28 protein-coding genes are annotated in these 26,741 nt (G+C 71.9%); 14 read left to right on the top strand and 14 right to left on the bottom strand.

Translation table 11 applies throughout. From position 1 onward, the window contains the following. Window positions 1-15: 15 nt before the first annotated feature. Together ACQEV1_RS21325 and ACQEV1_RS21320 are read left to right on the top strand one after the other, a co-directional pair. Window positions 16-537, top strand: coding sequence for a nitroreductase family protein (locus tag ACQEV1_RS21325; RefSeq protein ID WP_433395483.1), 522 nt, complete (start codon window positions 16-18; stop codon window positions 535-537). 137 nt (window positions 538-674) lie between these two features. Further along, window positions 675-980, top strand: a complete 306-nt coding sequence (locus ACQEV1_RS21320; protein ID WP_433395481.1) for a hypothetical protein — start codon at window positions 675-677, stop codon at window positions 978-980. A gap of 45 nt (window positions 981-1,025) precedes the next feature. Here the strand turns inward: ACQEV1_RS21320 and ACQEV1_RS21315 are convergent, their stop codons facing one another. From ACQEV1_RS21315 to ACQEV1_RS21300, 4 genes are all read right to left on the bottom strand, one after another. Continuing rightward, window positions 1,026-1,544, bottom strand: a complete 519-nt coding sequence (locus tag ACQEV1_RS21315) for a hypothetical protein (protein WP_433395479.1) — start codon at window positions 1,542-1,544, stop codon at window positions 1,026-1,028. A gap of 44 nt (window positions 1,545-1,588) precedes the next feature. Next, window positions 1,589-1,792 (bottom strand): hypothetical protein, encoded by a 204-nt coding sequence (locus tag ACQEV1_RS21310; RefSeq protein WP_285619887.1) that lies wholly within the window; start codon window positions 1,790-1,792, stop codon window positions 1,589-1,591. Between the two features lie 130 nt (window positions 1,793-1,922). Next, on the bottom strand, window positions 1,923-2,396 hold the full coding sequence (locus ACQEV1_RS21305; protein ID WP_433395477.1) for a hypothetical protein: 474 nt from the start codon (window positions 2,394-2,396) through the stop codon (window positions 1,923-1,925). 18 nt (window positions 2,397-2,414) lie between these two features. After that, window positions 2,415-4,292, bottom strand: coding sequence for a CocE/NonD family hydrolase (locus ACQEV1_RS21300; protein WP_433395475.1), 1,878 nt, complete (start codon window positions 4,290-4,292; stop codon window positions 2,415-2,417). Window positions 4,293-4,395: 103 nt separating this feature from the next. Between ACQEV1_RS21300 and ACQEV1_RS21295 the strand changes: the two genes are divergently transcribed. Continuing rightward, window positions 4,396-5,037: a TetR/AcrR family transcriptional regulator gene (locus tag ACQEV1_RS21295; RefSeq protein ID WP_433395473.1), complete on the top strand. Its 642-nt coding sequence runs from the start codon at window positions 4,396-4,398 to the stop codon at window positions 5,035-5,037. 213 nt (window positions 5,038-5,250) lie between these two features. Here the strand turns inward: ACQEV1_RS21295 and ACQEV1_RS21290 are convergent, their stop codons facing one another. Continuing rightward, window positions 5,251-5,901 carry a TetR/AcrR family transcriptional regulator gene (locus ACQEV1_RS21290; RefSeq protein WP_285619893.1) on the bottom strand — a complete coding sequence of 217 codons (651 nt, stop codon included), beginning with the start codon at window positions 5,899-5,901 and terminating at the stop codon, window positions 5,251-5,253. Between the two features lie 71 nt (window positions 5,902-5,972). Here ACQEV1_RS21290 and ACQEV1_RS21285 point away from each other — a divergent pair, with 71 nt between their 5' ends. The 3 genes from ACQEV1_RS21285 to ACQEV1_RS21275 are packed head-to-tail and all read left to right on the top strand — an operon-like array spanning window position 5,973 to window position 9,963. Beyond that, on the top strand, window positions 5,973-7,019 hold the full coding sequence (locus ACQEV1_RS21285; protein ID WP_433395470.1) for a phosphotransferase family protein: 1,047 nt from the start codon (window positions 5,973-5,975) through the stop codon (window positions 7,017-7,019). Continuing rightward, window positions 7,019-8,284: an acyl-CoA dehydrogenase family protein gene (locus ACQEV1_RS21280; protein WP_433395468.1), complete on the top strand. Its 1,266-nt coding sequence runs from the start codon at window positions 7,019-7,021 to the stop codon at window positions 8,282-8,284. The genes ACQEV1_RS21285 and ACQEV1_RS21280 overlap by 1 nt, the downstream gene beginning before the upstream one ends. Window positions 8,285-8,286: 2 nt before the next feature. After that, entirely contained in the window at window positions 8,287-9,963 is a 1,677-nt protein-coding gene (locus ACQEV1_RS21275) for a class I adenylate-forming enzyme family protein (RefSeq protein WP_433395466.1), read from the top strand. Window positions 9,964-9,981: 18 nt separating this feature from the next. Here the strand turns inward: ACQEV1_RS21275 and ACQEV1_RS21270 are convergent, their stop codons facing one another. Genes ACQEV1_RS21270 through ACQEV1_RS21260 form a run of 3 tightly spaced genes read right to left on the bottom strand, consistent with a single transcriptional unit; the run spans window position 9,982 to window position 12,508 of the window. Further along, the gene (locus tag ACQEV1_RS21270) at window positions 9,982-10,470 is read right to left on the bottom strand and encodes a hypothetical protein (RefSeq protein ID WP_433395464.1); all 489 of its coding nucleotides are present in this window, start codon (window positions 10,468-10,470) and stop codon (window positions 9,982-9,984) included. Continuing rightward, window positions 10,467-11,837, bottom strand: coding sequence for a sensor histidine kinase (locus tag ACQEV1_RS21265; RefSeq protein ID WP_433395462.1), 1,371 nt, complete (start codon window positions 11,835-11,837; stop codon window positions 10,467-10,469). Before ACQEV1_RS21265 ends, ACQEV1_RS21270 begins: the two co-directional genes overlap by 4 nt. Then, window positions 11,834-12,508 (bottom strand): response regulator transcription factor, encoded by a 675-nt coding sequence (locus ACQEV1_RS21260; protein WP_285619903.1) that lies wholly within the window; start codon window positions 12,506-12,508, stop codon window positions 11,834-11,836. Before ACQEV1_RS21260 ends, ACQEV1_RS21265 begins: the two co-directional genes overlap by 4 nt. A 121-nt stretch (window positions 12,509-12,629) precedes the next feature. On the opposite strand from ACQEV1_RS21260, the gene ACQEV1_RS21255 reads away from it, so the two are divergent. Further along, on the top strand, window positions 12,630-14,609 hold the full coding sequence (locus ACQEV1_RS21255) for a transglycosylase domain-containing protein (RefSeq protein WP_433395459.1): 1,980 nt from the start codon (window positions 12,630-12,632) through the stop codon (window positions 14,607-14,609). A 21-nt stretch (window positions 14,610-14,630) separates the two neighbouring features. On the opposite strand, the gene ACQEV1_RS21250 is transcribed toward ACQEV1_RS21255, so the two are convergent. Beyond that, window positions 14,631-15,446 (bottom strand): SDR family oxidoreductase, encoded by an 816-nt coding sequence (locus ACQEV1_RS21250; protein WP_433395457.1) that lies wholly within the window; start codon window positions 15,444-15,446, stop codon window positions 14,631-14,633. A gap of 125 nt (window positions 15,447-15,571) precedes the next feature. On the opposite strand from ACQEV1_RS21250, the gene ACQEV1_RS21245 reads away from it, so the two are divergent. After that, window positions 15,572-16,477 (top strand): LysR family transcriptional regulator, encoded by a 906-nt coding sequence (locus ACQEV1_RS21245; protein ID WP_433395455.1) that lies wholly within the window; start codon window positions 15,572-15,574, stop codon window positions 16,475-16,477. A 28-nt stretch (window positions 16,478-16,505) separates the two neighbouring features. Here ACQEV1_RS21245 and ACQEV1_RS21240 read toward each other — a convergent pair whose 3' ends face one another. Beyond that, a complete protein-coding gene (locus tag ACQEV1_RS21240; protein WP_433395453.1) occupies window positions 16,506-16,961 on the bottom strand; it encodes a hypothetical protein in 456 nt (151 codons plus the stop codon). A 225-nt stretch (window positions 16,962-17,186) separates the two neighbouring features. Then, window positions 17,187-19,013, bottom strand: a complete 1,827-nt coding sequence (locus ACQEV1_RS21235) for an FAD/NAD(P)-binding protein (RefSeq protein ID WP_433395451.1) — start codon at window positions 19,011-19,013, stop codon at window positions 17,187-17,189. Window positions 19,014-19,167: 154 nt separating this feature from the next. Between ACQEV1_RS21235 and ACQEV1_RS21230 the strand changes: the two genes are divergently transcribed. Together ACQEV1_RS21230 and ACQEV1_RS21225 are read left to right on the top strand one after the other, a co-directional pair. Further along, window positions 19,168-19,677, top strand: coding sequence for a GNAT family N-acetyltransferase (locus tag ACQEV1_RS21230; protein WP_433395449.1), 510 nt, complete (start codon window positions 19,168-19,170; stop codon window positions 19,675-19,677). Beyond that, complete coding sequence (locus ACQEV1_RS21225; protein ID WP_433395447.1) at window positions 19,674-20,615, top strand: tyrosine-type recombinase/integrase; 942 nt, start codon at window positions 19,674-19,676, stop codon at window positions 20,613-20,615. Before ACQEV1_RS21230 ends, ACQEV1_RS21225 begins: the two co-directional genes overlap by 4 nt. A gap of 64 nt (window positions 20,616-20,679) precedes the next feature. Here ACQEV1_RS21225 and ACQEV1_RS21220 read toward each other — a convergent pair whose 3' ends face one another. Both ACQEV1_RS21220 and ACQEV1_RS21215 read right to left on the bottom strand, forming a co-directional pair. Then, window positions 20,680-21,198: a helix-turn-helix transcriptional regulator gene (locus tag ACQEV1_RS21220; RefSeq protein WP_285619918.1), complete on the bottom strand. Its 519-nt coding sequence runs from the start codon at window positions 21,196-21,198 to the stop codon at window positions 20,680-20,682. A gap of 94 nt (window positions 21,199-21,292) precedes the next feature. Further along, a complete protein-coding gene (locus tag ACQEV1_RS21215; RefSeq protein WP_285619919.1) occupies window positions 21,293-22,144 on the bottom strand; it encodes a class I SAM-dependent methyltransferase in 852 nt (283 codons plus the stop codon). Between the two features lie 84 nt (window positions 22,145-22,228). Between ACQEV1_RS21215 and ACQEV1_RS21210 the strand changes: the two genes are divergently transcribed. The 4 genes from ACQEV1_RS21210 (at window position 22,229) to ACQEV1_RS21195 (ending at window position 25,309) form a co-directional block, all read left to right on the top strand. After that, a complete protein-coding gene (locus tag ACQEV1_RS21210; RefSeq protein WP_433395445.1) occupies window positions 22,229-22,618 on the top strand; it encodes a hypothetical protein in 390 nt (129 codons plus the stop codon). A 160-nt stretch (window positions 22,619-22,778) separates the two neighbouring features. After that, window positions 22,779-23,528: an N-acetyltransferase gene (locus ACQEV1_RS21205; protein WP_433395443.1), complete on the top strand. Its 750-nt coding sequence runs from the start codon at window positions 22,779-22,781 to the stop codon at window positions 23,526-23,528. A gap of 115 nt (window positions 23,529-23,643) precedes the next feature. Beyond that, window positions 23,644-24,384, top strand: a complete 741-nt coding sequence (locus ACQEV1_RS21200) for a class I SAM-dependent DNA methyltransferase (protein WP_433395441.1) — start codon at window positions 23,644-23,646, stop codon at window positions 24,382-24,384. Between the two features lie 58 nt (window positions 24,385-24,442). Further along, complete coding sequence (locus tag ACQEV1_RS21195) at window positions 24,443-25,309, top strand: SMP-30/gluconolactonase/LRE family protein (protein ID WP_433395439.1); 867 nt, start codon at window positions 24,443-24,445, stop codon at window positions 25,307-25,309. 162 nt (window positions 25,310-25,471) lie between these two features. On the opposite strand, the gene ACQEV1_RS21190 is transcribed toward ACQEV1_RS21195, so the two are convergent. Further along, on the bottom strand, window positions 25,472-26,695 hold the full coding sequence (locus ACQEV1_RS21190) for an erythromycin esterase family protein (RefSeq protein ID WP_433395437.1): 1,224 nt from the start codon (window positions 26,693-26,695) through the stop codon (window positions 25,472-25,474). Window positions 26,696-26,741: the final 46 nt, after the last annotated feature.

The following is a 26,741-nucleotide window of genomic DNA, read 5'->3' as shown; positions in this document are numbered from 1 at the left end:
CGGAGGCCGGGACGGGTGGATGAGCCGTTGCGTGCGGAGGTGGGGTCGCTGCGGGCCACGCGGTGGTTCGCGGACGCGCCGGTGCCGACGCGCGAGATCGTACGAGTGCTCGAGGCGGCGCGCTGGACCGGGTCGGCGCGCAACCGCCAGCCGTGGCGGTTCATCGTCGTCCGGGACCGCGGCCTGCGGGAGGAGCTGAGCCTGCTGGGCGGCTACGCGGCACACCTGGCCGCCGCTCCGGTGGTCGTACTGCTCGCGGTGGACCACGCGACCGGGGGTGAGGACGCGGAGTTCGACGCCGGCCGGGCCGCCCAGAGCCTCATGCTCGCCGCGCACGGCCTGGGCCTGGGCAGCTGCCCGGTGTCGTTCTTCCCCGCTCCCAACGCCGAGCAGGCGGGGCGGCTGGTCGGCGTCGAGGCTCCGTGGAAGGTGCGGACCGCGATCGCGCTCGGCCACCCCACGCGGGCGCCGCGGGGCAGATCCGCGATCCCCGCCGGGCGGCTGCCCCTGGATCAGGTCGTTCGCTGGATCGACTGAGAGTCCTTCGGATCCGCAATCCGCGGCAGGAGTATCCCCGTCTTCTCACCGCCGTCGCCTACCTCGGGGCCCTGGGCCCGGACGGCGAGCGGGAGCTGGAGAAGGCGCTGCGGTGCGGGCGAACGCCGCGGTGGTACGTGATCGAGGCCGAGTACGCGCTGCACATGGCGCGGAGCGTGCTCGCCGCCGACGACGAGGCCCGGCGGCAGGGCTTCGACCCTCTCCGCGTCGGGTTCGACACGACCCCGTTGTCCGGCCCGGGCGAGGATTTCGTCGCGGCGCTCACCGACCACGGCGGCACGGAGTTCACGGCCGCCCTCGGCTACGTCGGTCTCGACCTCTTCCCCGACGTCTTCCAGCCGCCATCGGCGTCTACACGCACTTCGCCCTGCGCGACGCCGACAGCTCGGCGCCCGGGCTCTTCCACACCTTCGGCCTGCTGACCGACGACTACCGGCCGAAGCCCGCCTTCGCGGCGTACCAGGCGCTCATCGAGCGGTTCGGCTGGCCGTACGGGGCAGGTCGGCGCCGCAGAGGGCGCAGACGAAGTCGTGATCCTTGACCAGGTTGCGCTCGCGGCACCGGGGGCAGTGGCGGAAGACGACCGGGTCGGTGAAACGGCCGGGGTGCGGCAGGCCCGCGGCGTCGAGGGCGGCGGCGACGGCGGGCCAGGAGTCAGGGTCGGGGCAGTAGCCGGTCGAGTGGTTGCCGACCTCGCTGACGGTCCAGCGGCCCTGCTCGTGCACGAAGGTCATCTCTCCGGCGCTCAGCACGGACGCGCCGCCGGCGCAGGCGACGTGCTCGCTCCGCCGGGGCGCGAGCCGCAGCGACCCGCCGCGATCGACGACGAAGGTGAAGGGCTCGGCCCGCTCGTCCGCGTCGCGCGACGCCAGCCAGGCGGCGAGGTCGCCCGGCGACCTGATCGGGCGCCCGGTGGCATCGGGCCGTACGGCGGCGAGCAGGTCGGCGGGGCCCACGTAGCGGTACGCGTACGGCTCGTCGGTCACCCGGCGAACGTATCCGACCGCCGCGTCATCCGGAGGCGCGGCGGTCAGTCCTCCGCCGCGGAGCCGTCGGCGCGGGGCCGGATCAAACCGCCCTGTTGGTGAGAGTCGTCGTGGCGGTGAGCGATGCGCACGGCATACTCGCGCGGCGAGACTCCCAGTTGCCATGAGCAGACCGCGCAGCTCAGGTGGTCGTGGGAGGTCTGTTCGTCGTGCTCCACCTCGACGACGCCAATCCGCAGGTTCTCCACGGACCGAACCGTACACGGAGCGTAACCGCGCCCTCCACTCTCGTGATCTGCGTGTCCGGCTGCCGAAAAAGCCCATTTAAGGCGGCATCTGGATTTGCCTTTTATTTGCAGCCACTCAAGAGCGTCCGGGTCAGGAGCGGACGTTGGCCCTGTCGCGCTGACGGGTTCGGACCGAATGCATGCCTTGTGAGGCCACCGACTCGCTCTTGGATACCCTGACCCCGTGGTCGCTCCACCACATGCCGAACGCCACGAGCGCGACGATGAAGCCGGCGAGGCCGAAGAGCACCCACAACCCGTTCCCGCCGCCGACCGAGCTGTTGTACGCGGCGATCATCGCGATGCCGAAGATCAGGCCGGGAACCGCGACGGCGAGCCGACGCGACCGCAGCTTTCGTACCTCCGCTGCGGAGGGAATGGTGACCTGCACGGTGGTGTCGCAGTTGCCGCAATAGACGCGGACGGTCGCGACACCATCGGCCGGTCGGGGGCTGTCGATCGGGTACGTCATGTAGTGGTAGGTCGTCGATCTGACCCGCTCGGTCTTACCGAGCATGTGGGCCAGTCGAACCGCTGGAACATTCTCAATCGGATGAAACGCCATCAGACGCAATTCTTTCGTCTATTCGGTTAGGGAAACCGGCATAGTCACCGACGACGGGTGATCGCCGCCGGTGTAGATGGTCATCGGCCCGAGAGTCTTCAGGCCGCCGTCCGGCAGCGGCGCCAGGTGAGGTACGTCGAAGCCCTCGACCGCCAGCCGCAGTCGGTGCCCGGGCCTGATGGCCGCACCTGTCGGGAAGATCTCCACGTCCACCGGCGCGATCGTGCCCGGCGTCAGGTCCTTCCTGGTCGACTTCAGAAACGGGTGCCAGGGCTGGATCATCTTGCCGTCCAGGTAGCGCGACCTCTTCTTGTCCAGCGCCCGCTGGGAGATGCTCTCCCAGCCGCCGGTGATCCGGTGGACGCCGCCGTCGGGTGCGACGTCCTCGACCGCCAGCGACAGCATGCCGTCGCCGGTGCTGGTCGAGACGTACAGGTGGGCGTCGATCGGCCCCTGGAAGCGCAGCGTCTTCGTCGCGGGCGCGGAGTCGAAGGTGAGTCCGGTCGCATCGTTGAGCCGGTTGTCGGTCCAGCACGGCAGGTCATTGAGCACCGCGCTCGCCAGGCCGCCGGTCCACTGGTCGGTCGAGCGCGTGCACAGGCCGCTGACCGGCAGCGGCTGGAGGGTCGACCTTCCCGAGGTCGGGGTGCCGGTGGTCAGGCCACCGGACTCGACCCCGGCGGTCGAGGACCCGGAGAGCTTGAAGGTCTTCGCGGACAGGTCGCTCGCGATCCACTTCTGCGTCCGCACCCATCGGCCGGTGCCCTGCTCGTAGTAGGTCACCGGCGCGATCTGGTCCAGGTCGGTGTCCTGCCCCATGATCCAGTGGTCGAACCAGCGCAGCTCGAGCTCGGCCAGTGACCCGTAGCCGGCGGCGCCGAACTCCGTGCCCCTGCCCGACCCGGCCTGGAGGTGGTTCCACGGCCCGTCGATGAACTTCACGGGTGTCCCGTTGCGCTGGATCCCTTCGAAGAGCAGGGGCTCGCCGCGCTGGAAGATGTCGTACTCACCGCCGATGATGAACGTCGGGACCTTCACCTTGTCGATCCGCGTGATCGGTTTGCGCTCCGCCCAGTACGGACCGTCGTACGCCACATCCCCGCCCAGCACTCCCGAGAGCACCTCCGGCAGTGTGCCGCCGACGCCGCCGGCGAGGTGGTCGACCGCCATGGTCAGGGCCGACCTCGGGTCCGTGAGGCTGAACGCGGGGGGAATCGCGCCGGCCGCGGAGACGAGCATGAACCACTGCGGCAGGAACCCTGCGTCCAACTCCCCGCCCGCGGCGGTGACGTCGCGGTAGGGATCGGCGGCCGGCACCGTCGGGAAGATCGCCTTCAGCCCGGGTGGCTGCTGCTCGGCGGCGAAGAGCTGCTCGATGCCGAGGTAGGAACCGCCCTGCATGCCCACCTTGCCGTTGCTCCACGGCTGCCTGTGCGCCCAGGTCACGACCTCGCCGGCGTCCTTGTTCTCCCTCTCGCCGAACGCGGACCACCGGCCCTCGGAGCTGCCCGTGCCACGCGCGTCGACCCACAGCTCCGCGTAGCCGCGCTCGACGAAGTAGTCGGCGGGGACGTTGGTGCCGAGGAGGGCGCCGCTGTTGGTGCCGATCGGCAGCCGCTTGTTGTACGGCGTGATCGTCACCAGCACGGGCAGCTTCTGCTTCACGGCCTTGCCGTCGGCGGTCGCCGGGAGCGTGAGGTCACCGCGCAGGATCTTCCCGTCACTCATCCGGATCGCCAGGTCCTTGCGCGTCACGGTGTCGTGCCACTGCGCGGGTCGCGGTTTCCAGCCGCCGGTGAGCGGCGCCGAGGCCGATCGAGCGGGCGCCGCGGCAGCGGACGCGAGCACCAGCGCAAGGACGGGCAGCACCATCAACGAGCGAGCGTTCACCTTCACGGGTCTCCTGTGAGTGCATTTACTACCGCGTCGTAGTAAATTGCTACGTCATGGTAGTAATTGTCAAGAGGGGCCCGCTCCAAAGGCCGCTACCCTGTCCGGCGTGACGAAGGCAGAGGCGGGCGCGCGACGCAAGCGACGCGCGTACGCACCCCGGATGCCCCTTGAGCAGCGCCGCCGGCAGCTGCTCGACGCGGCACTCGCGCTCATCGTCCGCGAGGGGTACGCCGGCGTCACCGTCGACGCGATCGCCCAGGAGGCCGGGGTCACCAAGCCGGTCGTCTACGGCGCGTACGCCAACCTCCCACTCCTGCTCACCGCGCTCCTCGACCGGACCCAGAGCGATGCCGTCGCCCAGCTCCTGGCCGCCTTCCCGCAGGATCCGCGTCGCCTCACCTCGAAGCACCTCGCAGGAGACATCGCCCGCGCGTGGGCACGGACCGTACGCGAGAACCCGCAGACCTGGACGCCCGTCCTGAGCACCGGTGCGCAGACACCGGCGCCCGTCCTCGACCGGATCGAACAGGGGCGCGAGGTCGTGCGCAAAGCCATCGCCGACTTCATCGGCAGGGGCCGCGACCTGGACGCCGCCACCGCCCGACGTCACCTCTGGACGGCTCACGCCGTGGTCGCCGCCGCCGAGCACTTCGGACGCCTGGTGCTGACCCGCCCCGACGCCATCACCGACGACGAACTCGCCGCGCTCTTCGACGATCTGGTCAACGGCCTCCTGCGCCGGACCTGAGCAGAAGACCGGGGAGTGCCGCGCGGCGCGTCGAGCCGGTCTCGTCGGCCGGGCTGCGATCAGCAGCCGTACCGGTCCGCCACAGCGGGCAGGTGTCGCGACGCGTTCGCCGTGGCTGTGGCGTAAACGCCCCGAGCAGCCGCACACCATCCGGATCGGTCGACAGATCGCGCAGCACTCGCGAGTGCCTTTCTCCTGTCGCGGACGGCCTGATCAGGGTGTGCGTTCGCGGTCGCGTTCGGCGGCCAGGCGGTGTGTCTCCGCGGACAGCGGGGCGAGCAGGACCGCCGCGACCAGGTCGATCAGGTGGCTGGTGAACAGCCGGTCGTCGGCGTGCGGCCCTGACTGGGCGCGGCGGGCCAGCTCGATCATCGTGAAGCGCACCGCGACGAACCGGCGGTGCAGGCGGGCGGCGTCCTCTTCCAGGAGCGGCGCGGTCAGGGCCCGCCAGCGGTAGGTGCTGTCGGCCGGGTCGCTGACGCTCGCGCGGCCGATCAGCGGCTCGGGGCGGTTCACCAGCTCGCCGAGGATCCGCAGGTACGCGCGGCCGCTGGGGTAGGCGAGCTTGGCCGCGAGCGGGCGGACCAGGGCGGCCGACAGCGCGCGGACGTCGTCGGGTTCGCCGGCCTCGTACGCGTCCAGCAGGGCGTGACGCGCCGACTCCACCTCGGCGCGATGCCGTTCGAGCACGGCGCGCAGCAGACCGTGCCGGTCGCCGAAGTGGTACTGCAGGGCGGTGACGTTGCGCGCCCCGGAGGCGCGCACGATCTCCCGCAGGGAGACGCCGTAGACGCCCTCGGCGGCGAAGAGCCGCTCCGCCGTCTCGATGAGGCGCTCCCGCGTCTCACGTCCGGCGGTGCCCATGGGGGAATTCAAGCACATTGACCTTTAATGCACGTGAATCATAGGCTCGTCTCCGCGGAGGTTCTCCCTGGATGCAGCCTGATGACATCGATCCGTCGCTGGTCGACTTCGGCGTTCTGGCGCGCTGGATGGACGGCGAGGGCCTGCCCGGTGGCGCGTTCGAGCGGGTCGAGCGGCTCGGTGGCGGCACGCAGAACGTCCTGGTCCGGTTCTGCCGTGGCGACCGCCCGTACGTCCTCCGCCGCCCGCCCGTTCACCCCCGGCCCCGGAGCAACGACGCGCTGCGCCGGGAGGCGCGCGTGCTGGCCGCCCTCGACGGCACGGGCGTGCGCGCGCCGCGCCTGATCGCCGCCTGTACGGACGAGACGGTCATGAACGGCGTGGTCTTCTACCTCATGGAGTCGGTGCGCGGCTTCAACCCCACGACGACGCTCCCCCGGCCGTACGCCGAAGACCCCGCCGTACGGCACCGCATGGGCCTGGACGCCGCCGCCGCGCTCGCCGAGCTGGGCGCGGTCGACCACGTCGCCGTCGGCCTGGGCGACGTGGGCCATCCGGAGGGGTTCCTCGAACGCCAGGTCGGCCGGTGGCTCTCGGAGCTGGAGTCCTACAACGCGCTGGACGGGTACCCCGGCGCGGACATCCCCGGGCTGACCGAGGTCGCGGCCTGGCTGGAGGAGCGCCGGCCGCGCGAGTGGCGGCCCGGGATCATGCACGGCGACTACCACCTCGCCAACCTGCTCTACGACCCCGACCATCCCCGGGTGGCGGCGATCGTCGACTGGGAGATGTGCACGATCGGCGATCCGCTGCTCGACCTGGGCTGGCTGATCGCGACCTGGCCCGCCGGGGAGGCCGCGCCGCTGGCCGGCGCCATCGGCACGGCGGGCGGGCTGCCCGCGACCGACGAGCTGGTCGACGTCTACGCGGCCCGTACGGACCGGGACCTGTCCGCGCTCACCTGGTACGCCGTGCTCGCCTGCTTCAAGCTCGGCATCGTGCTGGAGGGCACGCACGCCCGCGCGTTCGCCGGCAAGGCGTCCAAGGACGTCGGCGACCTGCTGCACGCGACCACGCTCGGGCTGTTCGCCCGCGCCCGCACCTTCATGGAGACCTGATGTGGGACTTTTCCACCGAGCCCGAGTTCCAGGCGAAGCTCGACTGGATGGACGCGTTCATCCGGGACGAGGTCGAGCCGCTCGACCTGGTCTACGGCGGCAAGGCGTACGAGCCGCTCGGTGACGAGCTGCGCGGCATCGTCGAACCGCTCAAGGCGCGCGTGCGGGAGCAGGGGCTGTGGGCCTGCCACCTGGGCCCTGAACTGGGCGGACAGGGGTACGGGCAGCTCAGGCTCGCGCTGATGAACGAGCTCATCGGCCGCTCCCCGTGGGCGTCGGTCATCTTCGGCTGCCAGGCGCCGGACACCGGCAACGCCGAGATCATCGCGATGTACGGCACCGAGGAGCAGAAGGCCCGCTACCTCAAGCCGCTGCTCGACGGCGAGTGCTTCTCCGGCTTCTCGATGACCGAACCGCACGCCGGCTCGGACCCGCGCCTGTTCCGTACGCGCGCGGTCCGCGACGGCGACGGCTGGGTGATCAGCGGGGAGAAGTACTTCACCTCCAACGCGGCCAACGCGGCGTTCCTCATCGTGATGGCGGTGACCGACCCGGACGCCCACCCGTACCAGCGGATGTCGATGTTCCTGGTGCCGGCGGACACGCCGGGCGTGGAGATCCTGCGCAACGTGTCCACGATGGGTCACCGCGGCGACGGCGGCCACGCGCACATCCGCTACAACGACGTCGCGGTCGGGCCGGACGCGCTGCTCGGCGAGGTGGGCGGGGCGTTCGCCATCTCGCAGGCGCGGCTCGGCGGCGGGCGGATCCACCACGCGATGCGGACGGTCGCGGCGGTGAAGAAGGCCTTCGACATGATGTGCGAGCGGGCCCTGTCGCGGGAGACCCATGACGGCACCCTCGCCGGCAAGCAGCTCGTCCAGGCGGCGATCGCCGACTCGTACCTCCAGATCCAGCAGTTCCGGCTGCTGATCCTGCACACGGCCTGGCTGATCGACCGTTCCTCCACCAAGGAGGCGCGTACCCAGATCGCCGCCTGCAAGGTGGCGGCGGCGCGCGTCTTCCACGACGTGGTGTACCGGGCGATGCACATCCACGGCGCGCTCGGGGTGTCCGGCGACACTCCCCTGGCGCGGCTCTGGCAGGCCGCGCCGCTCATGGGGATCATGGACGGCCCGACCGAGGTGCACCAGGCCTCCATCGCCCGCCGCGTGCTGCGCGGGTACGAGCCCTCCCCCGGGCCCTGGCCCACCGAGTACCTGCCGGACAAGATCGCCGCCGCCCGCGAGAAGTACGGAGTCTGATGATGCGGAGCCTGGAAGACGTCACGGCCGCCCTGACCGCGCCGGGACAGCTGTTCGAGATGGACGAGGTCGAGATCCGCGGGACGCGCACGCGCGTGTGGAAGAACGCCTTGCCGTCGCTGCGCTCGCTCCTGGAGGTCACCCGGCTGCACGGCGACGCGACGTTCCTCGTGTACGAGGACGACCGGCTGACGTTCGAGGAGCACTTCCTGCGGGCGGCCACGTTCGCCCGCCGGCTCACCGAGCGGTACGGCGTGACGAAGGGCGACCGCGTCGCCATCGCGATGCGCAACTTCCCCGAGTGGTCGGTGGCCTTCTTCGGTGCCGCGGCGGCCGGGGCCGTCGTCGTGCCGCTCAACGCCTGGTGGACCGCGCCGGAGCTGGAGTACGGCCTGCGCGACAGCGGCGCGAAGGTCCTCGTCGCCGACCAGGAGCGCGCCGAACGTCTCGCCGGCGTGCTGCCCGGCCTCGGCGTCCCCACGATCGTCGCGCGGGCCGAGGGCGACCCGCCCGCGGGCGCCGAGGCGTTCGAAGCGGTGCTCGGCGAACTCGGCGACGCCCTGCCGGAGGTCGCCATCGACCCGGACGACGACGCCACGATCTTCTACACCTCCGGCACGACCGGCCGCTCGAAGGGCGCGCTCGGCACCCAGCGCAACATCACCGGCAACCCGGTGAGCCTCGCGTACGCGATGGCGGCGGCGGGCCTGCGCGTCGGCCGCGACCTGGAGGAGGTGGTCGGGGCACCGCGCCGGGTGTCGCTGCTCAGCGTGCCGTTCTTCCACGCGACCGGCTGCCACTCCGTGCTCGTCGCCAGCGCGCTGGCCGGCAGCACGATCGTGCTGATGCACAAGTGGAACCCCGAGCGGGCCCTGGAGCTGATCGAACGCGAGCGCGCCACGATGTTCGGCGGCGTGCCGACGATGGCGTGGCAGGTCCTCACGTCCCCGCACTTCGACAAGTACGACACCTCCAGCCTCACGTCCGTCTCCTACGGCGGCGCGCCCGCGCCGCCGAAGCTGGTGGAGAAGATCAAGGAGCTGCTGCCCGACCGGGTCCCGGGCAACGGGTACGGGCTGACGGAGACGTCCTCGGTGACGACCTACAACTCCGGCGTCAACTACCTGTCGCACCCCGACAGCGTCGGCCCGCCGGTCGCGGTGTGCGACGTGAAGGTCGTCGGACCGGCCGGCGACGAACTCCCGGCCGGCGAGGTGGGCGAGCTGCTCATCAGGGGCCCGAACGTCATCAAGGGCTACTGGAACCGCCCGGACGCCACCGCCCAGGCGTTCATCGACGGCTGGTTCCACAGCGGCGACCTGGCGCGCGTCGACGAGGAGGGCTTCGTCTACATCGTCGACCGGGCGAAGGACATGCTGATCCGCGGCGGAGAGAACGTCTACTGCGCCGAGGTCGAGGCGGCCCTCTACGAGCACCCCGCCGTCGCGGACGCGGCCGTCATCGGCGTCCCCCACGATGAGCTGGGCGAGGAGGTCGGCGCGGTCGTCCGCCTGCGGCCGGGCGAGTCCCTGACCGCCGAGGAGCTCCAGGCGTTCCTGCGCGAGAGGATCGCGAAGTTCAAGGTGCCGTCCCACGTGTGGTTCCGCGAGAGCGAGCTGCCCCGCAACCCGGGCGGCAAGATCCTCAAGACCCACCTGCGCGCCGAGATCCTCGGCTGAGGCCTTCCTGCGCCCGCGTCAAGGGGCGCCCGTGCTCGGCTTGGGCACCGGGCTCATGAAGCAATCCGGTCGGGAAAGGCCCGGATAGGAGGACGAGAACTTCAGGACGGGTTGGTCGGGCAGCACGAGCCCGGTGCAGTAGATCTGCGCGTACGCCGCCGGCGAGATCTTGGGCAGGGGCGGAACCGTGTCGATGAGGAACGCCCGGCCGCCGATGTCGCGTACGGCGATCTGCTCGATCCCGGTCAGCGCCGTCGTCATGCCCTTGGCGCGCTCCTGCGCGTTGGGCCCGCGGAGCAGATCGTCGAAGACCAGCTGGGCGTCCCAGGGGTTGGTCTCGCGGGCCACGGGCGTCGGCACTCCCCGTAGCAGGAAGTACACCTGGGACCGCGGCGACGCCGCGGCGGTGGCGACCGGGGCGTCACCCGCGTACACCACGCCGCTGGGGCGCACACCGCAGCCCGCGAGCGACAGCATCGTCAGGACCGCGGCGGCGGGGCGCCTCACGCGGGGATCCGCACGGTGAAGACGGCCCCGCCGCCCGGCGCGTTGGCGGCCTCGATCCGGCCGCCGTGCAGCTCCGCGTTGGCCTGGGCGATGGCCAGGCCGAGGCCGCTGCCCCGGCCCGCGGGGCGGGCCTGGTCCGCCTTGAAGAACCGGTCGAACACCCGTGGCAGCAGCTCATCGGGGATTCCCTCGCCCTGGTCCATGACGCGTACCTCCAGTCCAGGCCGTCCGGTGACGCGGACCGGCGGCGCCCCGTGCAGCAGTCCGTTGCCGATGAGGTTGGCGAGGATCACCTGGAACCGGCGGGGATCCAGGCGGACCCGCAGGTCCGCCGGTACCTCGATGACGACCTGGTCCGTCCAGCCGCGGGTCTCCACGCACTCGCGGACCAGGTCGGCGAGCGGTACCTCGTCCAGGTCGAGGTGTGCGGTACCGGCGTCCATCCGGCTGATCTCCAGCAGGTCCTCCACGAGCGCGCCCAGCCGCCGGGTCTGGCCGGCGATGAGCCGGGCCGCCGTGCCGGTGTCGGCGGGCAGGGCCGCGGCGTCCTCCTCCAGCACGTCCGTGACGGCGGTCATCGCCGCGATCGGGGTGCGCAGCTCGTGGGACACGTCGGCGGCGAACCGCCGCGCGTTGGCCTCCATCCGGCGCAGTTCGCGCACGGTGTACTCCAGGGAGGAGGCACTCTCGTTGAAGGCGCGGGCGACGTCGGCCAGCTCGTCGCGGCCGCGTACCTCGACGCGCGCACCGAGATCGCCGGCGCCGAGGGCACGGGCGGCCCGGCCGAGCCGGCGCAGCGGCCGGAGCACGCTGCCGCCGAGCAGCAGGGCGAGGACCAGGGCCAGCACGAGGGTGAGCGCGCCCGCGCGGATGAGCGCGCGCTGGATGCCGTCGAGGTCGTCGCGCTCCCCGGTGAGCGAGGCGAACACGTACACGGTCAGCGACGAGGGACTGTCGTTGGCGGTATAGACGCGCGTGGCGATCACCAGCCATGGCTCGCCGTTCCGGACGACGCGCTGGAAGTACAGGCCGTCCTTCGCCCGGGCGGCCAGCGCCGGCGGCACGTCCGCGGTCCCGAACTCCCCGGTGCTCAGGCTCGTCGCGCCGGAGCTGACGACCACGGTGCGGTCGGGGCGTACGAGGGCCTGGGCCACGTCGCGCAAGGTGTCGTCCGGCACGGGGTCGGCGAGGGTGCCGGGGACGACGCGGGCGAGTGTGTCACGGGTCTCGGTGAGCACCAGGTCCTGTGTCCGCTGCAGCACCGCCCGGCGGACGAGGACGTAACCGATGCCGGCCACGAGCGCGGTCGAGGCCAGGCAGGCGACGATGAACGAGGCGAACATCCGCCCGCGGAGTCCGGTGATCAAGGGGCCACGAACCGGTAGCCGAACCCGCGGACCGTCTGGATCAGGGTGGGGGCCGCGGCGTCCCGCTCGACCTTGGCGCGGAGCCGCTGCACGGAGGCGTCCACGAGCCGCGAGTCGCCGGCGTACCCGTGGTCCCACACCGCCCGCAGCAGGTGGCTCCGGCTGAGCACCTGGCCGGGGTGGCGGGTCAGCTCCAGCAGCAGCCGCAGCTCGGTCGGGGTCAGATGGACGTCGGCGCCCGCCCGCGACACGCGCAGCGCGCCGCGGTCGATGACCAGGTCGCCGTAGGTCGACCGGTCCGCGGTGCCGCCCACGGCCCGCCGCAGCACGGCGCGGATGCGGGCGTCGAGCACGGCGGGCTCGACCGGCTTGATCACGTAGTCGTCCGCGCCCGCCTCCAGCCCGACGACCACGTCGAGGTTGTCGCTGCGGGCGGTCAGCAAGATGATCGGCATCTGATCGGTGCGCCGGACGCGGCGGCAGAACTCGAACCCGTCGATGCCGGGCAGCATCACGTCGAGGATGACGATCTCCGGCCGGCGTGCGCGTGCGTGTTCCAGCCCTTCCTCGCCGGTCGTGCACGCGGTGACCGAGTGTCCCTGGCGGGTGAGGGCGAGCTCCAGTCCCGTACGGACCGAGGGATCGTCCTCCACGAGCAGAATCGCGGACATCGCCCCATTATCGAGCTGACCATCGGGCGCTCGGCGCTACGTCACAGAATCGGGACATTACCCGGGAACCGTGACGGCGCCGCGACACCAGCCGGACGTCCCGCGCCAAGGCTTGATCAACATGGCACGAACCCCGAAAGGCAGCCGGCGGTGGCGGCTGGTCCGGCGCACCCTGTACGTCCTGGCCGTCGGCGCCGGGGGCCTGTGCGTGGCGATCGGCATCATGTACGCGCGGACCAAGGTGCCGCCGGTGAACGCCGCCGCACGGGCCCAGTCGAGCACCTTCACCTACCGCGACGGCACCACGCTCGCCCAGGTCGGGAGGCTGAACCGGGTGGCCGTGCCGCTGCGGGACGTGCCGCCGTACGTGCGCGGCGCCGTGCTCGCCGCCGAGGACCGCGGCTTCTACCACGATCCCGTCGTCTCGCCGTCCGGGCTGGGGCGCGCGGTCTGGGCGGCGGTGTCCGGCGGGTCGCGCCAGGGCGGCTCCGGCATCGCCCAGCAGTACGTGAAGGTGGCCTACCTCAACCCGCAACAGACGATGTCCCGCAAGGTGAAGGAGCTGTTCATCGCGGTCAAGCTCAGCCGTTCGCGGTCCAAGGACTGGATCTTCGAGCAGTACCTCAACACGGTCTACTTCGGCCGGGGCGCGTACGGCGTCCAGGCCGCCTCGCAGGCGTACTTCCGCAAGAACGTGGGCGCGCTGACCCCCGCCGAAGGCGCGCTGCTGGCCGGGCTCATCCAGGCGCCCTCCTACCTCGACCCCGCGCTCGGGCACACCGCGCAGACCCGGGCGCGCTGGCGCTACGTGATCGACGGGATGATGAGCACCGGCGTGCTGCCCAAGGGGCCGCCGCCGGCGTTCCCCCCGGTCGCCCCGGCGCACACCGAGTCGACCTACGCCGGGCAGCGGGGGTACCTCATCGAACGGGTCATCGGCGAACTGCACGCTCACGGCTTCGACGACGACCAGATCTACCGGCGCGGCCTGCGCGTGACCAGCACGATCGACCAGCGGACGCAGGCGGCGCTGCCGGAGGAGGTCGGCCACGCCGTCGGCGGCGACCGCGACCTGGAGGTCGGGCTGGCCTCCGTACGGCCGGGAACCGGCGAGATCCTGGCCGCCTACGGAGGCCGCGACTACCTGACCCACCAGTACGACAACGCCTTCCTCGCCGCGCTGCCGCCGGGCTCGTCCTTCTCCCCCTTCGTGCTGGCGACGGGCCTGCGCGCCGGGATCGGCCTGCGCAGCACGTTCGCCGCCACGCCGGCCGGACCGGTCGTCAACGACGACGACGCCAAGGCCACGTCGGCGACCCTGCTCACCGCGACCGTCCGTTCGTACGCCACGGTGTTCTCCCGCCTCGGCGCGAAGGTGGGGGCGTCCGCGGCGGCGCGGGCGGGCCTGCCCGGCCGCCTGCCGCCCTCGGGCGTCCACGCCGTCGACCAGGCCGCGGCGTACGCCGCGCTGGTGAACGGGACCTACGCCGCACCGCACATCCTCGCGAAGGTGACGGACCGGTCGGGCAAGGTGCTCCTCGACGTCCGGCCGCGCACGCGTGCGGCGTTCTCCCCGGCGGTCGCGGCGGACGTGACCTTCGCCCTGCAGGAGGCGCTCCGGACGGACGCGAAGGCGGACCACGCGGCCCGGCCGTTCCTCCCGGGCCGGCCGGCGGCGGGCACCATCGGCACCACGGACCACAACGCGGCGGGCTGGTTCTGCGGCTACACGCCGGACCGGGCCACCGCCGTCGTCGTGTACCGGGCCAGCAACCGGCCGGTGGTCAACATCGGCGACGCACCGCAGCGGAGCAGCGCGGACGTACCGGCGAAGATCTGGCGCGCGGTCACCGAGAACGCCGAGACGGGCGTGCCCGCCCGGCCCTTCCCGCCGCCCGCCTGGGTCGGGTCGACGCGGAACTTCGCCCCGCCGTCTCCCCCGCCGACCACTCCGCCGCCCACGCCGGTCCGGACGACGCCGCCGGCATCGACCGGGCCGACCGCCCCGCCGAAGCGGCCGTCGGTGACCAAGCCGAGCGGGACGGACCGCCCGATACCGGGGAAGACACCGCCGGCCAAGACACCGGAATCCACCGGCTGAGCGGGCGTCCGCCGCCGCGGCTCATGCGACGTCGGCGGTGGCGGCGTTGTCGCGCTGGGCCTCAATGTCGGCGAGGCGCCGCCGCAGCGTGGTGGTCATGAGTTCCCACGCGTCCGAGCCGAGGACGAGGCGGCGGGGCGGATCGCTCGATTCCGCGGCGCGGATGACGGCGGCGGTCGTGTTCTCCGGGCTGTCGGTCATGTCCTCGACGGGGATGGGGTCCCTGTCGGCCGGTCCGCCGCGGTACGGCGCGCTGACCGGCACGCGCGCGGCCGCGTCGAAGAAGCCCGTGCGCACCATTCCCGGCTCGATGAGGGTGGTGCGGATGCCGAACGGCTCCACCTCGGCGGCCAGGCTGTCATAGAAGCCCTCGATGCCCCACTTGGTGACGTGGTACATCGAGAAGGCGGGGAACGTGATCTGCCCACCCATGCTCGACATCTGCATCAGGTGCCCGCCGCCCTGCGCGCGCAGGTGCGGCACCACGGCCCGGGCGAGCTGGATGGAGCCGGTGAGGTTGGTCGCGATCATCTGGTCGATCTGCTCGTCGGTCAGGTCCTCGGCGGTGGCGAACACGCCGTAGCCGGCGTTCGAGACGACGACGTCGATGCGGTCGTGCGCGGCGAACGCCTCGTCGGCGACGGCGCGCAGCCGGGCCATGTCGGTGACGTCCAGCGCTCTCACCCACAGGCGGTCGCCGTATCGCGCCGCGAGGTCGTCGAGTGCTCCCGGCCGCCGCAGCGTGGCGGCGACGCGATCGCCGCGGGCGAGCAACTGCTCGACCAGCTCACGGCCCATCCCCCGGGAGGCGCCGGTCACGAACCATGTCTTCGCCATGTTCAGGGTTTCCTCTCTGGTGAGCCTTCCCTTGGGCCAACCGTCCGGAGCGACGCGAGAATCCATACGCGCGATGAGAGTTCCGGTGCGCAGCCATACGGTTTCTTCATGGCTAAGCTCGTCGCATGAGCGAGCTGACAATCGCCGGGCTGCGAGTCGTCCGCGAGATAGCGCTGTCGGGATCGTTCACCGCGGCGGCGCGGCTGCTCGGCTACTCCCAGCCCGCCATCTCGCGGCAGGTCGCGGCGATGGAGGCGGCCGCCGGCCATCCGCTGTTCGTCCGCGAGCCCCGTGGCGTACGGGTCAGCGCGGCCGGCGCCGTCGTGGTCGAACACGCAGGCCGGGTGCTGGCGAGCGTCGACGCCCTGCAACAGGATCTCGTGAGCCTGGGCGACCGGCTGGCGGGCCGCGTCAAGGTGGGCGCGTTCCCGGCCGCGACGGCGGTGCTCGTCCCCCGCGCGCTGGCGAGGCTCCGCGTCGAGCACCCCGGCCTCGACGTACGGCTGAGCGAGGGCTCGACACCGACGCTGCTGCGGCAACTACGCGCCGGACGCGTGGGCGTGGCCGTGATCGGGGTCGGCGCCGGCCTCCCCGACTACGAGCTCGATGACTTCCGCCACGAGGTCGTGTTCTCCGGCCACCTCTGCGTCGCCGTACCCTCCGGTCACCGGCTGGCCAGGGCGGACGTCGTCCCGGTACGCGACCTGGCCGGCGAGGCGTGGATCGCCGGAGAGGACTCCACCGGCGACCCGCAGTTCCGGGCGTGGCCGACCCTGACCGACCCCGTCATCGCGCACGCCGTCAAGGGCTGGCCCGCACGGCTGGGCCTCGTCGCCGCGGGACTGGGTGTCTGCCTGGTACCCGAGGTCGCCGCGCTGTCGATACCGGCCGGCGTCACGACGATCCGCGTCGATGACCCGAACTGGCTGGGCCGCGTGACGGTGGCCGTCACACCGAAGGACCCCTCCGAGGAGGCCACGGCGGTCGTCGAGGCACTACGAAAGGCCGGCGACGACATCCGCGCGAGCTGAGCCCGTCCACGCCTGGCGCGGACGCTCGTCAGTGCGGGATGCTCCGTCGCGCACGCCGTTCGACGTCTTGGCGGAACCACTCGATCACCGCGCGGACCTCGTCCTGGGTTTCCGTGTCAGCGAGCCGGTCCCGGTAGAGAAGCCGGTCTGCCAGCCCCGCGAGATCGACGGTGAAGTACATCGCCATCAGGGGGTTGACGCACAGCTCACTGCCCCGGGTGCGTTCGGTGAACCGGACGTCGCCGAACTCGCCGCGGATCGCGGCGGCGATCTGGCCGTTGACGATGCCGGGTCTCGTCGGCGTGTGCCGTTGTGCGTGCGCGACCGCGTCGAGGTAGAGCTTCGCCTCCCGGCCGGCGCTCGGGATGGTCAGCGCCCCCAGGTACGCGCCGTCCCGGTCCAGCGCGGCGAGGTTCTCCAGTACGTGAGCCCCTCGTGAGGGGCGTGATGGCGGCCAGGTTCGGCTCGCACCAGTCGTCGACATCGAGCAGGTCCAGCGCGCTGAACGACAGGTTCGCCAGATGCACGGACTTGCCGAGGTCCATCAGCGCGAACGCCGGCGGCAGCCCGGCGTAGACGTCGAAGCCGCCTCCCTCGCCGGCCACCGGGACCCGGTCTGAGCCCCTCAGGGCGCCGAAGAGGGGCGGCTCGTGCGGCGACGTCATGCTGCACGACCTTAGACACGGCCGAGCATGGCGGGGAGGCGCTCCTACGCGCGAGGGCCGGTGGCCTCTTTCAGGGCGGCGCGGGCGAGGGCGTCGGCCAGGCGGAACGGCAGGGCGTTGGTGCGTGGGCGGGTGAAGCCGACGACGGCGAAGCCGCGGCCCGCCCATGAGCCGAGAGCGAACCGCCGCGGGTGGGTTCGGCCGGTGGCGGTGACGAGGCGGCCGTCGCGGACGGCGAGTTTGCCCAGCGGGTATCGCGTGCCGTCCGCGTCGGTCAGTTCCTCCTCGGCGGCCTCGCCGCGGTCGTACAACGCGCGCAGGAGCGGGTCGGTAGTGCGGGCGACGCTGGCGGAGGGCAGCCGTGCCTCGACGAGCGCGCGGGCGTCGACGGTGGCCGGGGTCGCGGTGCCGCCGGCGCGGAACCGGCCGTCCTCGGCGGCGACGGTGATGCCGGGGCCGAGGAAACGGACGATCCCGGCGCGGGACAGGGCCTCCAGCTCTCGCAGGCGGCGCGGCGGCGGGCCGCTCGCGTAGTAGCCGAACACGCCGTGCAGCCACGCGCCGACGTCCTCCGCCTGGGAGCGGGCGGCCAGCCGTCCGTTGTTCACCGCGTCGACCAGCACGCCGAACACGGTGAGCAGGCCGTAGAAGACGGCCAGGTCGGCGCTGTGCGCGGGATCGGCGTGGCGTTCGACGTCGGCGGTGACGTACGCACGGATCCGCTCCTGCAGGGCCTCGGCGTCCTCGAAGCGCTCCCCGGCGAGCGGGTCGAGGAGCCGGTCCAGGTCGAGCCGGTCCTCGCGTTTGGGCACGGCCTCCTCGACCAGGGCGTCGAGCTCCGCCGGGCCGGCGTCCAGGCGCGCCTCGAACTCCGGCCACGACAGGGCGACCCGGTCCGGATGGGCGCCGAACAGCTCGTGGTAGTGGTGCCACGCGAGCTCCCGCGCCATCAGCGGCCACAGGTCGGTGCGCAGGTCGAGCGGGCCGCGCCGGTCGTACAGCTCCTCGGTGACGGCCGGGGTGAAGTGGCGCGGGCCCGGCGGGCGCTCGCCGGAGAGCTCGTAGGTGATCTTCGAGTGGTACGGCACGCCGCGCCGCGACCCCGCGTACAGGATCGGCTCCCGGCCGGACGGGTGGTAGGTCAGGCGGCCGTCGGGGCGTGCCGTGAACCGGCCGCCGCGCCCCTCGGTGAGCAGCACCATGTCGTCGATGAAGCCGAGGCCCATCCCCCGCATGACGACCGGCTCCCCCGGGCGCAGGACGCCGAGGTCGGTGTCGGCGGCGTAGTGCGGCGGGACGTAGGTCAGGCCGTGCGCCGCCGCGAAGTCGGCCAGGCGCCGGTGCTCGGGCCCGGGCGTCACGTCCAGGTGCCCCTGCGCCAGGATCACCGCGTCGGCGTGGATCGGTTCGGCGCGGCCCTCGATCCGTACGAGCTGCGCCCCGCCGGCGCCGTCGGCGACGTCCAGGACGCGCGCGGCGTGGACGTGCACGGTCGCCGGTTCCGGCGGGGTGTCGGCGACGCGCCGGAAGCACCAGGACAGGTAGGCGTTCTGCAGCCGCCGCGTCGGGAACCGGCCGGGTTCGACGTCGTCCCACTCGCACAGTGTGGGACCGGGGCGGATCGGGCCGTCGATCCGTACGGTCTCGTCGGTGAACATCGTGACGTCGGCGGCCTGGGAGTTCATCCAGAGCAGGTCCGGCTGGTCCAGCCGCCAGACCCGGCCGCCGCCCGGCGGGTACGGGTCGGCTACGTGGATCTCGACCGGCCGGTCGCCGGCGAACTCGGCGGCGTTGGCGCTGAGCCGCTCGGTTAGGACGGTGCCGCCCGGCCCGGCGCCGACGACGACCAGGACGACGGGACGGGCGCTCATCGGAGGACGGCGGCGTCGACGGGCATCCCGGAACCTCCACCTAGGAGACTATGTCTACCAATTTAGTAGATAATATGCCTAAGGTGCCCTTCATGGAGAACATCCTGGGGCTCTCTCACGCGGCGCCATCGGGACGTACGGCGAGGGGGTTCGGGTGATCGGCGATCCGGTGCACCCGGTTCCGCTGCGGCCACCGCGCATCACCGTGATCCCCGTCGACTACGCCGACCCGGCCGCGGTCGCGCTCCGCCGGGCCCTGACCACGGAGATGAAGCGCCGGTACGCCGACCGGGTGGCGGATCCGGCCGTCCGCCCGCCGGCGATGGACGTCGAGCCCGGCACGGTCGTGTACACGGCGATCGCGGTCACCGGCGACGGCCTGCCGGTCGGTCACCTCACCCTGCGCCGGGCCGGGGAGGACGTCGAGCTCAAGCGGATGTACGTGGCGCCGCCCTACCGGGGCAAGGGCGTGGCGGGCGCGCTGCTGCGGGCGGCCGAGGAGGAGGCGCGACGGCGCGGCGCGCGGCGGATCGTCCTGCAGACCGGCGACCGCCAGCCCGACGCCGTCCGGCTCTACGAACGCGAGGGGTACACGCCGATCCCGATCCTCCCGTCGTACGCGACGGTCTGGTTCTCCCGGTGTTTCGCGAAGGTCCTGCGATGACCACCGCGGACGCGCGGTCACGCGAGGCGGCCCCTCCGGCGCCGATGGTGGACGCCTGGCTGTCGTCGGTCCGGTCGGCCAACACGCGACGCGCGTACCGGCAGGATCTGCGCGAGTGGACGGCCTGGCTCCGCGATCGCGACGCGGAGCCGCTCACCGCGAACAGGTCGCACGTCGAGGCGTGGACGGCCTCCCTGGAGCGAGACGGCAGGGCGCCGGCGACCAGGACGCGGAAGCTGTCGAGCATCGGCTCGTTCTACACGTACGCCATCGACGAGGGGCGGCGGTTCGGGCTGACGGTGACCCGCGACCCGACCGCCCGCGCCCACCGCCCGTACGTCGACCGCACCGCCGGGGCGGACCACCGCCTGAGCGTGGACGACGCACGCGCGGTGCTCCGTGCCGCCGACGCGGCGGGCCCACGCGCCGCCGTCATCGTCCGCCTGATCCTCCAGGCCGGCTGCGGCGTACGCGACATCACCGGCGCACGCGTGGAAGACCTGGAACGACCTGACCGCCCGCGGCCGGGGCGCGGGCGTGCCGCTTCGGGATGCGTGCCGGCCGGCCGCCGTCACACGCTGAGCGTGACGCGCCGAGGCGGGGTGCGGCATCGTGTGGCGCTGCCCGCCGGAGCGGCGCGCGCGATCGTCCGTACGGTCGGCGCGCGCACCCGCGGCCCGGTCGTGACGACGCGGAACGGCAGGCGCGTCGCCGACTCGCAGGTGTTCCGTACCGTCCGGCTCACCGGGCAGGCGGCCGGCGTCGAGGTCACCCCACGCGCCCTGCGGGACGCCTGCGCGAACCTGGCGCTGGAGGCCGGCGTACCGCTCCGCGACGTCCAGTGCCTGCTCGGTCACGCCGATCCGCGGTCGGAGGGCGACCCGTGGCACTCCTGCGAGACGGCGCCCTACGCGATCGCGGCCTTCCTCGGCCTGTGACCGCCGCCGCCCGCCTCCGAGCCTCCGCCGGCGCGGAACGGAGGCACGGGGCGGGCGACTCACCTCACCGGTGGGACACGGCGTGCACCCCCGGCTTGGGCCTCGGCTGGAACGGCAGGAAGCGCTCCGCGCGGTGGGGACGGGCCGGGATCTCCGTCGCCTCCACGGCCAGCAGGCGGTCGAATCGGAACGCCCGGACGCCCTGGCGGAGGCGGCACCAGGCCACGAGGTACCAGTGGTCGCGGTGGACCAGGCAGGTCACCGGCTCGACCTCGCGGATCGTCACGTCTCCTCGCGCGTCGGCGTAGTGGAGGCGGACGACGAGCCGCGCGGTGATCGCGCCGGCGGCGGTGCGGGCCCGGCGGGCGGTGGCCGGGTCGAGGGGGCTGGTCAGCGTGGCCAGCGTGGTCGCGATGACGTCGCTCGGCGCCTCCATGTCGTCGAACAGACGCCGCAGGGCACGGCGGGCGGTGGCGGACTGGGGACCGGCCCCGAGGTGGGCGAGGGAGAGACCCAGGGCGGCGATCTCGGCGGCGGTCAGGCTCGGACGGGTGCGGACATCGAACATCACGTTCTCGGCCATGCCTCGATCATACGTTCGACCACTGACATTCTCACCTGGCCGAACAGCCATAAATTGAGTCATGGTCGTGCACAGGCCGAGGGGCTGGGAGGAGTCAGCGATCTTCGCGTGGTCCGCGGTAGCCGATGGCCATGATGTGGGCGCTCGCGGCGATGATCGCCGGATCGGTTTCCGTGAGACGGGCGGCCGTGGATACGGAACCGAGCAGCGGGGAGCCGGTGAGTGAATCTCCGGTGTGGGTCTCGATCCCCTTGAGGACGGGCCAGAGCGGGCCTTCAATGCCGTAGAGGCGAACGTCGGTGAAGCCGGCCTCGGTCATCTCGGAAACGAGCTCCTCGGCCGTGTGGAAGTAGGCGGTGGTGAAACCAAGCGCCGGGTCGTGGTGTCCGCTGTCCAGGATGGTCCGCATCACTGCGTCCGAGCCGAGTCGGTCGGTGGCAGCGAGGTCGAGTAGTGCGGAGTGCCTGCTGATCACGGCAGCAGCCGTCAGGCCGCCAGGGCGAAGGACTCGGCGTGCTTCGTGGAGGGCCTGAAGACGGTCGGTCCGGTCAGGCAGGTGGTAGAGCGGGCCGAGCAGGAGAGCTGCGTCGTAGGTCTGATCCGACGCGGTGAGTGCGCGGGCGTCACCCAGTTCTGTCGTGCACGAGCAGCGTGAGCGCGCCTGCCGAAGGTGGCGCTCGACGGGGTCGATCAGGTGGACGGAGTAGCCGTCGGCCATCAGCCATCGGGCGTGGGTGGCGGGGCCGCCTCCGATGTCGAGCACCGAGGCCGGCGCGTCGGGCAGGTGCCGCCGCAGGAGTTCCTGTGTGCGGGCGAACTCCAGGGCTCCGGGGGCCGTGGAGGACAGGCGGGCGTCCTCGTCATAGCGTGACGTGTAGAACTCGATGATCTCTTTCTTCACCCGAGGTGTTTCCATCGCGAGATCATCACAGCTCAGACCGGTCACCGCATCGGCTTTTCAACCCGGATGACGCTCCCTCAGCCTCTGCACTTTCATCGGCTGCGCGGGCGGATCGTGGAGGATCGAGGGATGCTGGTCCGTTTGGCGAAGACGCCGCATCATCGGCCGACGAAGGTTCGAGTTCACTCGTCCGTCGGCCACGCCGTGGTGCTCTGGGGTGGTGATCCGGAGGAAGCGGAGGGCCGGCACAACGTCGAGTGGAGCGTCGACGAGGACATCCGGTGGGGGCACAACACTCAGCCGGCCGCGCTCGCCAAGCCGGGCTTCTGGCAGCACGGCGACCAGGTTGTCATGCGTGGCCGAGTTCACTTCACTGAGGACGGCGCTGCCGTACTCGAGATGGGCGACTCGCAGATCTTGTTCAATCTCGCCGCGCCGCCGCCTGAGAGTATCGACCGCGCTTGGGTAGAGATCAGCGCCGAAGCGGACAAGATCACCCTTTGGCCCTTTCGGCTTTGACGTCACAAGATCAGCGACAGAGCCGTTCCAGGCGCCGTCCGCCAACAACGGCTCCCAGGCACAACGAGTGTGACTGGCCACGGCGGAAACCGGATGCGTACCCGGCGCCGGCCCAGTAGCGTGCGCCGGGCTTGCAGGCGGGCGCGGGAGGGAGCGGGAGATGGATCTGCTGGTGACCACCGCCGGGCAGCGGCCTGATCTCGTGCCGTTGCTGGAGGACTTCAACGGCTGGCCGGCGTTCATGCGCCAGGATCCGGTCGCTCCGCTGTACTACGGCGACCCTGTCACGGCCTACCCCGAGTTCGTGTTGATCGGGATCGACCGGGATCGTCCGGACCGCTTGGTCGCCAAGGGCTACAGCGTGCCGTTCACCTGGGAGGGCGACCCGGCCGAGTCGCTGCCGGCCGGCGGCTGGGACCAGGTCATCCTCACCGCGGCGCTCGACCGGCGGGAAGGCCGCCGGGGCACGATGGTGTCCGCACTGGAGATCTCCATCCGGGCGGACCTCAAAGGCAGGGGCCTGTCGTCGATCATGCTCGCCGCGATGCGCCGCAACGCCGCCGTCCAGGGCTATGCCGATCTGGTCGCGCCGGTCAGGCCCAATGCCAAACATCGCCACCCGCAGATGTCGATCGTCGATTACGCGAATCTGCGCCGCGATGACGGCCTGCCGGTCGATCCGTGGCTACGGGTCCATATCCGGGCCGGAGGCCAGATCACCGGGACATCAGCACGGGCGATGACCATCGCCGGTAGCCTCGCGGACTGGCGTGACTGGACCGGACTGCCGTTCGACACCACCGGACCCATCGAGGTGCCGGGTGCCTTGGTCCCGGTGCACTGCGACACCGTGCACGACCACGCCGTCTACTGCGAACCGTGCGTCTGGGTGCACCACCGGCTGCCCTGACGAAGGATCAGGCTTCGTGGCGCGCTGTCATGGCCCGGCCGGGCCGCTGCCGGCGTCCCGCGATGACGGCGAAATCCACGTGCGTTCCGCGGGGCTCCCGCCGTACGGTCCGACGATGGACGATCAAGACGGTTTCTTCGGGGAGCGTGTCGCGGCGGCCTACGACGAGTCGTCAGCGGACATGTTCGAGCCCGGCGTCGTGGACGCGACGGTCGACTTCCTGGCGGGGCTGGCCGACGGCGGCCGGGCCCTCGAGTTGGGCATCGGGACGGGGCGCATCGCGTTGCCGCTGGCACGTCGCGGAGTCCCGGTCCACGGCATCGACCTGTCACGGGCGATGGTCTCCCGGCTGCGCGCCAAGCCGGGCGGTGACTCCATCGGCGTCACGATCGGCGACTTCGCTACGACAAGAGTGGACGGGACGTTCTCCGTCGTGTATCTGCTCTTCAACACGATCATGAATCTGACGACGCAGGCGGAGCAGGTGGCGTGCTTCCGCAACGCCGCGGCCCACCTCGAGCCCGGAGGCTGTTTCGTCGTCGAGGTCGTGATCCCCGAACTGCGAAGGCTGCCGGCCGGGCAGAACGTCGTGCCCTTCCACGTGAGTCCGACGCGATGGGCCTTCGACATCTACGACGTCGCCACCCAGGCGACGAGTTCGAACTACGTCGAGGTCGTCGACGGCCGCGGCGAGTACCGCTCGATCCCCTTCCGGTACGTGTGGCCATCGGAACTCGACCTGATGGCCCAGCTCGCCGGGCTGCACCTCCGCGAGCGATGGGACGGCTGGACGCGGGACGCCTTCACGAGCGAGAGCCGTCAACATGTCTCGGTCTGGCAGAAACCCGCCGACTAGGTCGTCGTGTGTCGATCCGACCGGCCCTCGTTCGTACAGGTGTTGAGGCGCCGGCGCCGTGCCGGCGGTCGAGAAGGGCTCTGATGAGATGAACGAGGTACGGGTGCTGCTCACCGGTCGAGGTCTGGTCGAGTCGCCGCGCTGGCACGGTGACCGGTTGTACTTCTCCGACTGGTCCGCGGGCGAGGTCATCGCCGTCGACCTCGCCGCTCGCAGCGAGGTGATCGCACGCGTGGAGTCATTGCCGCTGTGTACAGCGTGGCTTCCGGACGGCCGGCTGGTGATCGTCTCATCTCAGGGCGGGCGCCTGCTGCGCCGGGAGCCCGATGGGTCCCTGGTCACCCGGGCGGACCTCGGTGGGACCGGCTGGAACGACATCGTGGTGGACGGCCGCGGAAACGCCTACGTCAACCGCGTCGGCTTCGATCTGATGGCCGGGGAGGCCTTCAAGCCGGGCTCCATCGCTCTGGTCACGGCGGACGGCTCGGTGCGCGAAGTGGCCGACGACTTCGCGCTGCCCAATGGCATGGCGGTGACTCCCGACGGCTCCACCCTGATCGTCGCGGACTCACACCGCCACCACCTGGTGGCCTTCGACATCGGCGCCGACGGAGGGCTGTCCGACCGGCGGATCTGGGCGGACCTCGGGGAGGGCACCCCGGACGGCATCTGCGTCGATGCCCAGAACGCCGTCTGGTACGCCGACGTGCCCAACAAGCGATGCGTGCGCGTCGCGGAGGGAGGCGCGGTGCTGCGGACCGTCGATCTGGACCGTGGTGGCTTCGCCTGCGCCCTCGGCGGCCCCGACGGGACGACTCTGTTCATCGTGGCAGCCAAATGGCGGGGCATGTCCGAAATGGTGACGCCCGGCACCGGCCAGGTGCTCACCACCGAGGTCGACGTGCCCGGGGCGGGCTGGCCGTGACGCCCGCCACCAGGCGCCGGACCGCGACCGCCCCGAGGTGGGCTGCCCGGCGCTTCTCGCCGGCGCTCCGCCTCTACGTGCGGTCACCGGCGCCGCGTGGCCCGGAGGCCGTCGGCGAGCGGCCGACGGCCTCCGGGCGTCACCCGGACCGTCGATGACCGGTCAGGGCACCGGCCACCAGCTCTCCTCCGCGGGGGCGTCCTTGACGAACACGATCCCGTCACTGCCGGCCAGGTGGGCCGGGTCGAGCGGGGCGTAGCCGAACCAGGAGGACACGCGAGGAGCGGGCGGCAGGTCGCCGAGGGCGACGGCCAGCCGGCGGGCGTCGACGACGTACCGGTCCTCCGGCAGCGCGTACAGGAGCCCTTCGAGGGTGTCCGGGGGCGGTGTCTCCACCCCGCGGTGGCGGATCGTGCCCAGGGCCGTGGGCAGGAAGGCGTACTCCTGGCCCAGCCGCGCGCCGGCGATCGCCCCGGCGCTCCACCATTCCTGCGGCAGGTCGCCCATCCGCATGGTGCTCTTGTCCCGCTGGAGATGCCCGTTGTGGGCGTACACCAGCGCCGGGCCCCGCTCGGCGACGGCGAGCAGGTTCGCGGCCATCATCGAGGCCCGCAGGCCCAGCAGCCGCGGAATGCGGCCCGGTGACGTGTCGGCCATCCAGAAGTGGTACCGCAGCAGCCCGATGGCGGTACGACCGTACATGCGCGCCCGCTCCCAGTCGTCCCGCGAGGACGCCGCCATCAGGTGCGGCGTCTCCGCGTCGAGCAGGGCCACCAGGTCGTCGGCGAGCGACCGCAACTGTGCGGCCTCGGGCGTACGCCCCACGGAGCGGGACGGGTCCATCATCGCGGCGGGATCGGGCCACCGGTCGTCGGTGCCGAGCAGGAGGTCGAGCGTCTCCGCGGTGCAGGGAAGCAGGTCGGCGCCGACCCGAGCGGTGAGGTAGGCGTGGAGCGCGGTGAGGGCCTGCCGGGGGCTCGCGGCGCCGGTGATCTCCAGCGGGCCGTCGAAGCCGGCGAAGCGCAGGCGCTCGGACTCGGGTCGTCCGTCGTTGTACGCGCGCATCCAGCGCACCAGCTCGCGGTTGGCCGGCGACGCGCCGAACCCGTGGCTGAAGCCGCGCTCCATGACGTCGTCGAGGGTGCCCGTGCCCGAGGTGACGTAGTCGTCCACGACCAGGCCCATCAGGCAGTCGCTCTCGATCGCGATCGTCTGGTAGGCCTCGCGCTCGACGAGTTGCCGGAAGAGCTCGTTTCGCAGTTCGAGCAGGACGTCCTCGCCGTGGGTGGGCTCGCCCAGGGCGAGGAGCCGTGGCCGAGCCGGAAACAGCCCCATGACAGAGGCGGCGTCCACGACATGAGCGGTGTCTTCGATACCGGAGGTCATGTCCCTCAACGGTACCGTTGAACAAACTATTGGCACTTCGCCGCGA

It is taken from the genome of Actinoallomurus sp. CA-142502 (genome assembly GCF_050936355.1).
GTDB lineage: Bacteria > Actinomycetota > Actinomycetes > Streptosporangiales > Streptosporangiaceae > Actinoallomurus > Actinoallomurus iriomotensis.
This window is presented reverse-complemented; position numbering and strand designations above follow the sequence as displayed.

Coding starts and splice junctions, on each gene's coding strand:
- ACQEV1_RS21255 (WP_433395459.1), top strand. CDS start 12,630: ATGGCACGAACCCCGAAAGGCAGCCGGCGGTGGCGGCTGGTCCGGCGC.
- ACQEV1_RS21190 (WP_433395437.1), bottom strand. CDS start 26,695: ATGACCTCCGGTATCGAAGACACCGCTCATGTCGTGGACGCCGCCTCT.
- ACQEV1_RS21210 (WP_433395445.1), top strand. CDS start 22,229: ATGCTGGTCCGTTTGGCGAAGACGCCGCATCATCGGCCGACGAAGGTT.
- ACQEV1_RS21250 (WP_433395457.1), bottom strand. CDS start 15,446: ATGGCGAAGACATGGTTCGTGACCGGCGCCTCCCGGGGGATGGGCCGT.
- ACQEV1_RS21285 (WP_433395470.1), top strand. CDS start 5,973: ATGCAGCCTGATGACATCGATCCGTCGCTGGTCGACTTCGGCGTTCTG.
- ACQEV1_RS21290 (WP_285619893.1), bottom strand. CDS start 5,901: ATGGGCACCGCCGGACGTGAGACGCGGGAGCGCCTCATCGAGACGGCG.
- ACQEV1_RS21305 (WP_433395477.1), bottom strand. CDS start 2,396: ATGGCGTTTCATCCGATTGAGAATGTTCCAGCGGTTCGACTGGCCCAC.
- ACQEV1_RS21275 (WP_433395466.1), top strand. CDS start 8,287: ATGCGGAGCCTGGAAGACGTCACGGCCGCCCTGACCGCGCCGGGACAG.
- ACQEV1_RS21240 (WP_433395453.1), bottom strand. CDS start 16,961: ATGTCGACGACTGGTGCGAGCCGAACCTGGCCGCCATCACGCCCCTCA.
- ACQEV1_RS21200 (WP_433395441.1), top strand. CDS start 23,644: ATGGACGATCAAGACGGTTTCTTCGGGGAGCGTGTCGCGGCGGCCTAC.
- ACQEV1_RS21245 (WP_433395455.1), top strand. CDS start 15,572: ATGAGCGAGCTGACAATCGCCGGGCTGCGAGTCGTCCGCGAGATAGCG.
- ACQEV1_RS21220 (WP_285619918.1), bottom strand. CDS start 21,198: ATGGCCGAGAACGTGATGTTCGATGTCCGCACCCGTCCGAGCCTGACC.
- ACQEV1_RS21225 (WP_433395447.1), top strand. CDS start 19,674: ATGACCACCGCGGACGCGCGGTCACGCGAGGCGGCCCCTCCGGCGCCG.
- ACQEV1_RS21235 (WP_433395451.1), bottom strand. CDS start 19,013: ATGAGCGCCCGTCCCGTCGTCCTGGTCGTCGTCGGCGCCGGGCCGGGC.
- ACQEV1_RS21205 (WP_433395443.1), top strand. CDS start 22,779: ATGGATCTGCTGGTGACCACCGCCGGGCAGCGGCCTGATCTCGTGCCG.
- ACQEV1_RS21260 (WP_285619903.1), bottom strand. CDS start 12,508: ATGTCCGCGATTCTGCTCGTGGAGGACGATCCCTCGGTCCGTACGGGA.
- ACQEV1_RS21280 (WP_433395468.1), top strand. CDS start 7,019: ATGTGGGACTTTTCCACCGAGCCCGAGTTCCAGGCGAAGCTCGACTGG.